This is a genomic window from Streptomyces sp. NPDC058758 (genome assembly GCF_042746075.1).
GTDB lineage: Bacteria > Actinomycetota > Actinomycetes > Streptomycetales > Streptomycetaceae > Streptomyces.
Genome location: NZ_JBHYPS010000062.1, coordinates 24196 through 31000 on the forward strand (window position 1 = coordinate 24196; position 6805 = coordinate 31000).

The window sequence follows — 6805 nt, forward strand, 5'->3', positions numbered from 1 at the left end:
GCGCCGACCCCCGTGCCGTCGCCGGACCCGCCACGTGCTCCCGTACTCATTTCCGCCCCCATCGGTTTCCTCGATTCGTTCATGGCCGCCCCCGACCGCGGCTCCGGTCCCGCCGTCATGCCGCGGCCGCCACTGCCGAGCCGCGGCGCACCATCCGTACCGCCAAGGCGTGCTTGCAGGGCCCCCGCCGGCCGCGGTGCTCCACCCACCACGTACACGTACAGCTCAGTGCGCCCTCCGACTCCCTTACTCGGTAGCACCGCTCGCCGGAGGCCACCGTCGCGACCTCGCCGTCGACGCTCACTGCCTCCTCCGCGACCAACCGGCGCGCGGCGACGAGCCGTGGGTTGTGCCGCTCCGCCCGGTCCGCGTCGTAGGGAAGCTCCCGGTGGAAGTACGCGGCATCCGCGACGTCGTAGCCCACGCGTCCCGCGGTGCCCAGCCGGGCCAGAGCGGCGCGGACCCGGTCGGCCGTGAGCCCGGACTGCTCGGCGAGGTCGGCCGGATCGATCCTCGGCTCCCAGGCGAGGAGCACCGCGATCAGTTCCGCGTCGGCCGCCGCATCGTCCGTCGCGAGGGCTTCCAGCACCCCGCCCTCCCCGGAGAACCCACGGGCGGGATCGGGCGAGAGGGTCAGCGTCAGCCGCATGCCGGGCAGAGTCAGCTCCCAGGCTCCGGCCGAGGCCGAGCCGTCGGGTACCGGCCCGTACACCCGCAGTCCCGTGGCGAATCGCAGCACCCGCTCCAGCGCCATCAGCCGGTCAGGGCCGGGCAGGCACACGGCCCCCGCTCCCGGACGCGTCGTCGGCCGCAGGGTCCGGCCGGCCTGGACCACCCACAGCGGCGCCCGGCCGCGGCTCTGCGAACGGGGCAGCCCCCGCAGGAACCGGACGGCCTCCGCGCCGCTGAGTTCGGCCCTGAGATCGAATCGTGCCGAGGCGACCTGCGCCTCCGCGAAGCCGCGCAGCCAGCGGTCCGGAAGGGGCACCTTCTTCTCCACCACCGACCCGCCGAGGGTGGTGACGGCCATCTCCTCGGGCCCCACCCGCAGGTACAGGGGGTCGGCACCGCTCATCCGCGAAAGCGCCTCGCGCAGCGGGTCGTTCACGTCCACGTTCGTGGTGCCGTGGCCCGTCTCCGCGCCGGCCAGGCCCTCGTCGAGCACGTCGAGCCGCGCGTACACCCCACCGCAGCCCGAGAACGACTCGAAGCGCAGCCGGTCCCCGTTCCCCGTGACGACGGGATCCAGCGAACGCGGTCTCATCCGTTGGTGATAGCGGGCCGCTGCCACGTCCGCCACTGCCAGCAGACCCCGCGCGGCGATCTGGGGAGCCGCCAGGAAACCGGCGAAGAAGCGGGGATGGGCCTCGGCCCCGCGAGGGGTCAAGCCTCCGGCCGTCTCCAGACCGAGGAGGCTGCCGGAGGCGGTGGACTCAAGGGAAGAAGGGCGTGCGTAGGCGAGCGCCTGTACGGATCGCGTCATGGAAACGACCGTAGGGCTCGCCACTGACATCCGCTCGTATCCACAGGCTGCCCTGTGGATAACTTCCCCGGCCCGGCATTCGCGCTACTGTCCGACCAGCCCCGGTCGCAGCGTCTTCGTGAACAGCACGGAGTCGTCGTCCCCTCGCAGGCGAACCGTCAGCTCTCCGCTTCCACCGTCGATGTCCACCTCGCCGAAGTACTGCGGACTCTCCATCGGCGACACGTTCGCCCGCTCGGGCGCGCGCACGAACACGCGCTCCGGGCCGAACGTCCCGTCCAGCTTGTTGGCCGGGAAGCCACCCGCGGCCAGCGGACCCGAAACGAACTCCCAGAAAGGCGCGAAGTCCTGGAAGGCGGCCCGCTCCGGAGCGTAGTGCTGCGCGGAGGTGTAGTGGACATCCGCGGTCAGCCACACCGTGCCGGTGATCCGGCGGTGCTTGACGAACCGCAACAGTTCGGCGATCTGCAGCTCACGCCCGAGCGGCGCGCCGGGGTCGCCCTGCGCTATGGCCTCGAAGGCGGTGGCTCCGTCCGGGACGACCAGCCCGATCGGCATGTCCGCGGCCAGCACCTTCCACACCGCCCGCGAGCGCGACAGCTCCCTCTTCAGCCAGCCGAGCTGTTCCGCGCCGAGGATGCCCGTGGTGTCGTCGGCCTGCCGGCCGGGTGAGTTCGCGTTGCGGTACGAACGCATGTCGAGGACGAAGACGTCGAGCAGTGGCCCGTACCGCACCACCCGGTGCATGCGGCCCCCGGCGCCGGATCCGCTCCCCGCTCCGGCCTGAAGCGTGGAGACCGGGAAGTACTCGGAGAAGGCGCGTGAGGCCCGTGCCGCGAGCACGTCCACGTCCTTCTCGGTGTAGCGCGCGTCGTCGAGGATCTGTCCCGGATACCAGTTGTTGCGCACTTCGTGATCGTCCCACTGGACCACCGTCGGCACCTGGGCGTTGAACGTGCGGACGTTGTGGTCGAGCAGGTTGTAGCGGAAGTTCCCGCGGTACTCGTCGAGCGTCTCGGCGACCTTCGCCTTCTCGGGCGTCACCACGTTGCGCCAGGTCCGCCCGTCGGGGAGCGTCACCGACGACTGGAGCGGGCCGTCGGCGTACACGGTGTCACCACTGCACAGGAAGAAGTCGGGGTTCAGGCGGCGCATGGCCTCGAACGCACGGAATCCGCCGATGTCCGGGTTGATGCCCCAGCCCTGTCCGGCGATGTCGCCGGACCAGAGGAACCGCACGCCGTCGCGGCGCCGGTCGGGAGCCGTACGAAACGTGCCCAGGACCGGCTCGCTCGTCCGGCGCGGATCGTCGGGGTCGGTGAGGAGCACCCGGTAGTGGATCTGCTCCCCGGAGGGAAGCCCGCGCAGGAACGTCGTCCCCGTGAAGTCGGTACCCGTCCCCAGCAGAGGGCCGTGGTGCCGGTGGACCCGGCGGAACGACTCCGTCGCCGACGTCTCGACGATCATCCGTGCGGTCCGGTCCGACCGGATCCACACCAGCCCCGTGTGGGCGGTGACGTCTCCCGTCTGCACGCCCCACCGTGCCTCCGGGCGCCCGGACAGGGCGAAGGCCGGCGCCGCCACACCCGCGCCGCCCAGGGCGAGGCCCGCGGACACCGCGAGCGAGCCGCGCAGCACACCGCGGCGCGCGGGCGCGGAAAGGGGCGGCGGGGTGGGGACGACGGGGTCGGAACCGGGCGGGTATGCGGTCATGCGGAGCCTCCGGGGCGGATCGGGTTCGACAGGACGCCACGGCTGCGACGTCAAGGCCTGCTTCCGGCACGAGGGTTCGGTCCGGAGCCCCTGCCTAACCGCCGGGAGCAGCGTCCGCGCGAACCCCGCGTGAACAGATCGCCCCTGGGCGGTTCACCGCGTGCCGAGCGCCTCCGCCGTCCGCCGCACTCCCGCGGCGATCGTCGCCGGCGTCAGGTGCGCGTACCCGACGACGAGCCGTACGGCGCCGTCCGTGGGCCGCGCCGTCCCGTACTCCTCCAGGCAGCGCAGGGCCACACCGACGCCTGCCGCCACATCCAGGAACCGCTGCGCCGGTCCGTACCGGGCCGGAAGGCACGCGATCACGTGCAGTCCTGCCGCGATCCCGGTCACCTCCGTCCCGGGGAAGTGTTCGTCCAGAGCGGCCAGCAGGGCGTCGCGCCGCTCCCGGTACGCACGCTGGCAGCGGCGCAGTTGGCGGTCGTAGCCCCCGCTCGTCACCAGGTGTGCCAACGCCGCCTGGTCGAGCGCCGGATGCCCGAGGTCCATGGTCCGTTTCCGCTCGACGACCTCGTCGACGAGCGAGGCGGGAAGTACCATCCAGCCGAGCCGGAGCCCCGGAGCCAGCGACTTGCTCACCGAGCCCGTGTACACGACCCGCTCGGGGTCCAGCCCCTGGAGGGCCCCCACCGGGGCCCGGTCGTAGCGGAAGTCGCCGTCGTAGTCGTCCTCGCAGACGTATCCGTCCACCGATCGCGCCCAGTCCAGGAGCATCCCGCGCCGTTCCGCGGACCAGGCGATCCCGGAGGGGAACTGATGCGACGGCGTCACCACCACCGCCCGCGTGCCCGATCGGGAGAGCGGAGCCGGGCACAGACCCTCCTCGTCGAGCGGCAGCCAGACCGTGTCCAGGCCGGTCGCCGCGAAGAGCCGGCCGTGTTCCGGACTCCCGGGATCCTCCACACCCACGTCGCGGTGCCCCCGGGCGCGGAGCACGAACCCGAGCAGCGTCGCCGCCTGCGCCACCCCCGAGCACACGACCAGCCGGTCGGGTTCGGCCACCACGCCCCGCCGCCGGCTCAGCATCGCCGCGAGTGCGGAACGCAGCACGGGCAGTCCGCGGGGATCCGGATAACCGAGCGCGCGGTGGGGCAGTTCGGAGAGCACCGTCCGCTGCGCCGCCGCCCAGGCCGCGCGCGGGAAGAGGGACAGGTCGGGCGTGCCGGGCCGGAAGTCGGCGATCATGCCGGAGCCGGGTGCTGTGGCGGGGCCGGGGGCGGCGTGCGTCGCCGTCCGGCCGGTGCGCGCCGCGTCGCCGACCCAGGTGCCCGAGCCCCGGTCGCTGCGCAGGTAGCCCTCCGCCGTCAGCTGCTCGTACGCCTCCGTGACCAGGCCGCGGGAGACCCCCAGGTCCTGGGCGAGCGCCCGGCTCGACGGCAGGCGGGTGCCGGCCGTGAGCCGTCCGGAGCGCACCGCCTCGCGCAACGCTTCCTGGAGGGCGCGGCCGCGGCGGCGCGCGGGTGCGGCTGCGGCCGGCAGCAGCACCTCCCAGGCGGGCTGCGCGCCCGTGTCCCGGACGGGCGGCCGGGCCGTCGTGGTCGAAGTGGTCCCCGATGGCGTCATGGAAGTGGACCTTAATCCGGGCCGCCCGGCTTCCTAGCGTCAGGACCATGAACGCCAACGCCCTGCGCGGGGTCCTGCTCGTGACCCTCGCCTACGCCCTCGTCGGGGCCTCCTTCACCGCCAACGGCCTGCTCGGCGACTACCCGTACGCGGGCGGGCAGGCCCTCCGCTACGGCGCAGCCTGCCTTCTCCTCCTCCCGCTCCTCGGCCGCGGCGGGCTCGCTCCGCTCCGCCTGCTCGGCGTCGGCTCATGGGTGCGGATCGCCGTACTGGCCGCCGTCGGCATGGTCGGTTTCAACCTCGCGGTCCTCGCCGCCGAGCGCACCGCCGAACCCGCCGTTCCCGGAGTCGTCGTGGGATGCGCCCCGATCGTGGTGGCCGTGCTCGTGCCGCTCCTCGAAGGCAGGCGCCCCACGCCGCCGGTGCTGTACGGTGCGCTGCTCGTCGCCGCCGGTGCCTTCACCGTGCAGGGATGGGGGCGTACCGACCTGGCGGGGCTCGGCTGGTCGGTGGCGGCACTGGCGGGCGAGGTCGGGTTCACCGTGCTCGCGGTGCCCGTGCTGCGTCCCCTGGGACCACGCCTGCTCACGGTCGCCGTGTGCGGTGTCGGTGCCGTGGAGGCGGCGCTGATCGGGCTGGTGGTGGACGGTTCCGGTTTCGTGCGGATGCCGACCGCCGTGGAGACGGGGGCGTTGCTGTGGCAGGCGGTGCTCGCGACCGTCGTCGGGTTCGTCCTCTTCTACATGGGGGTCCAGCGCATCGGCATGGAGCGCGCCACGCTCTATACCGGCGCCATTCCCGTGGCGGCCGCGCTGAGCGCGGCCGCGGTCGGCCAGGCGACGCTGGGGCTTCCGCAGGCGGCCGGCGGCCTTCTCGTCGGGGCCGGGGCCGCGCTCGGCACCGGCCTGCTGACCGGGCGAAGGGTGACGAAGGGTTCAGCCGGTGGCGCTTCCGTCGAGGATCACGCGGGCGACGAGCGCGGGGTCGTCGTTCATCGGGACGTGGCCGCAGCCGGGCAGCCGCACCAGGCGCGCGCCGGGAAGGGTCCGCTTGGCGCGGACGCCCTGCCGGCGCAGCAGCAACCGGTCCCGGGTGCCCCAGGCGACGGTGACCGGAAGGGAGGGGATGTCGTCCCGGAAGAGGACGGTGCGGCCCGCGGCGAGGGTCTGGTGGAAGCCGGTGGCCTCGCGCAGCGCGAGCGTCTCTGCGAGGACCGCCTCGGGTGAGCGGCGCCCGGGCCGGGCGTAGATGGTGCTGGTGAGCGCGGTGCGTCCGGCAGGGGTCCGGGAGAGCCGCTCGATGAGGGGGAGCGGCAGGGACAGGGCCGCGCCGCGCATCGCGCGCAGGGTCCCGAAGGCGTACCGGCGCTCGCTCTCGGACCAGAACCCGGCGGGGGAGAGCGCGGTGACCGAGCGGACGGCCTTCTCGTGGCCGAGTCGGAGGGCGAGCAGTCCGCCGAGCGAGTTGCCCGCCACGTGCGGCCGCTCGGCGCCGAGGGCCGCGCAGAAGGCGGTGAGTACGGGCACGACGGTCGCCAGGTCGTAGGCGCAGTCCGGCGGGAGCCCGTCCGACGCGCCGAAGCCGGGCAGGTCGACGGCGATGACGTCGCGTTCGGCGGCGAGGACGTCGAGGACCGGCTCCCATGCCTGCCAGTGGTGCCCGATGCCGTGGAGCAGGAGCAGTGGCTCACCGGTTCCGCGGCGTTCGTACGTCAGGGACGTGGTGCGGCGACCCCGCGGGGTCTCGAAGTCGAACGCGATCCGTGCCGGCATGGAGGCTCCCTCGTACATCCTCTTAGACGTCCTGTCAGCAAGAATTACTGGTCGGTAGTCAGGAGTTCAAGGGCTCTGCACGAAGTGATGCCGTCCGATCGAGCCCCTCCCGCGCGAAGCCTGAAGCCCCCCCCCCCCCCCCGGCGGGGGGGGGGGGGAGGGTGGCGGGGCCCCACGCGGGGGGGTCGGCCAGAGTAATGAAGAATATATAAAA

4 protein-coding genes and 1 pseudogene are annotated in these 6805 nt (G+C 73.3%); 1 reads left to right on the forward strand and 4 read right to left on the reverse strand.

The features are described 5' to 3' along the window. Window positions 1–115: 115 nt before the first annotated feature. From ACFW6A_RS37160 to ACFW6A_RS37170, 3 genes are all read right to left on the reverse strand, one after another. The gene (locus tag ACFW6A_RS37160; RefSeq protein ID WP_386646183.1) at window positions 116–1483 is read right to left on the reverse strand and encodes an SWIM zinc finger family protein; all 1368 of its coding nucleotides are present in this window, start codon (window positions 1481–1483) and stop codon (window positions 116–118) included. 84 nt (window positions 1484–1567) lie between these two features. After that, window positions 1568–3196, reverse strand: coding sequence for an alkaline phosphatase D family protein (locus ACFW6A_RS37165; RefSeq protein WP_386646186.1), 1629 nt, complete (start codon window positions 3194–3196; stop codon window positions 1568–1570). Window positions 3197–3349: 153 nt separating this feature from the next. Continuing rightward, entirely contained in the window at window positions 3350–4819 is a 1470-nt protein-coding gene (locus ACFW6A_RS37170; protein ID WP_386646189.1) for a PLP-dependent aminotransferase family protein, read from the reverse strand. A 47-nt stretch (window positions 4820–4866) separates the two neighbouring features. Here ACFW6A_RS37170 and ACFW6A_RS37175 point away from each other — a divergent pair. Next, window positions 4867–5703, forward strand: a pseudogene (locus ACFW6A_RS37175) (DMT family transporter); the annotation flags it as partial. A gap of 51 nt (window positions 5704–5754) precedes the next feature. On the opposite strand, the gene ACFW6A_RS37180 reads toward ACFW6A_RS37175, so the two are convergent. After that, window positions 5755–6591, reverse strand: a complete 837-nt coding sequence (locus tag ACFW6A_RS37180; RefSeq protein WP_386646192.1) for an alpha/beta fold hydrolase — start codon at window positions 6589–6591, stop codon at window positions 5755–5757. Window positions 6592–6805: the final 214 nt, after the last annotated feature.